At 38.1% G+C, this 1,029-nt stretch carries 2 protein-coding genes; both read left to right on the forward strand.

Annotation, left to right across the window (positions count from 1 at the left end):
- Positions 1 to 780, forward strand: a 780-nt coding sequence (locus tag BKK52_RS05250) for a Cof-type HAD-IIB family hydrolase (protein ID WP_143531389.1), incomplete at its 5' end; no start/stop codon positions are given.
- Positions 780 to 1,029: CrcB family protein (locus tag BKK52_RS05255; protein ID WP_077478146.1), on the forward strand; the 250-nt coding region annotated here is incomplete at its 3' end. The genes BKK52_RS05250 and BKK52_RS05255, both read left to right, overlap by 1 nt.

A 1,029-nucleotide genomic window follows, 5' to 3' on the forward strand; every position in this document is an offset into this window, starting at 1 on the left:
GATGGCACATTATTAAATGAACACCATATGATTGGGGATTTTACGATTGATACGTTGAACCGCCTTGAACAGAATGGTGTTGATATTATCCTTGCTACGGGGCGGAATCACACGGATGTTTCATCTATTTTGGCTAAAATCGGTGCAGAACGTGCGGTGATGATTACTTCAAATGGTGCAAGAGTACGCGATATGGCGGGGAATCTTATTTATAGCAATAGTTTGCCGGAAGATCTTGTATTTGAACTTTACAAAACGCCATTTGACGACACTAAGGTATGTTTAAATACTTATCAAGATGAAGGCTGGTTTATCAATAAAGAAGTGCCTGCATTGAAGAAATTTCATCAAGATTCGGGTTTTATGTATGAAGTGGTTGATTTTTCTAAACATCACGCCCGTAGCGTGGAAAAAATATTTTTTATAGGAAAAACGCCTGAAGATTTAGTTGAAGTGGAAAAATATTTACGTGAACATTTTGGTGATAGAGCCACTATTGTTTATTCCGCCTTGTCCTGTTTAGAGGTGATGAATAAAAATGTTTCCAAAGGCGATGCATTAGCGCATTTATTGACTCAACGAGATTATGGCTTAGAAGATTGTATTGCTTTCGGCGATGGAATGAATGATGTAGAAATGCTTTCTTCCGTTGGGAGAGGCTGTATTATGGCGAACGCTGATGAGCGTCTTAAACAAGCCTGTCCACAATTAGAACAGATAGGCTCAAATCAGAATGAGTCGGTGGCAAAATATATTCAACTTCAATTCGGAATAAAATAGTGTTTCAAACAATACTATGTATTAGTGGTGGCGCAGTATTAGGTGCTTTAGGAAGATGGGCGTTAACCCATAGCTTGAACCCGATATTTTCTATTTTTGCTTTGGGGACATTACTTGCCAATCTTATTGGGTGTTTCGTTGTTGGTATATTGATGGCATTTTTTTGGCAATATCCGCAAGTGAATGGATTGTGGAAGTTGTTTTTAGTGACAGGTTTTCTCGGTGCGTTTACAACATTTTCATCTTTTT

Source organism: Rodentibacter trehalosifermentans (assembly GCF_002000545.1).
Taxonomy (GTDB): Bacteria; Pseudomonadota; Gammaproteobacteria; order Enterobacterales; family Pasteurellaceae; genus Rodentibacter; species Rodentibacter trehalosifermentans.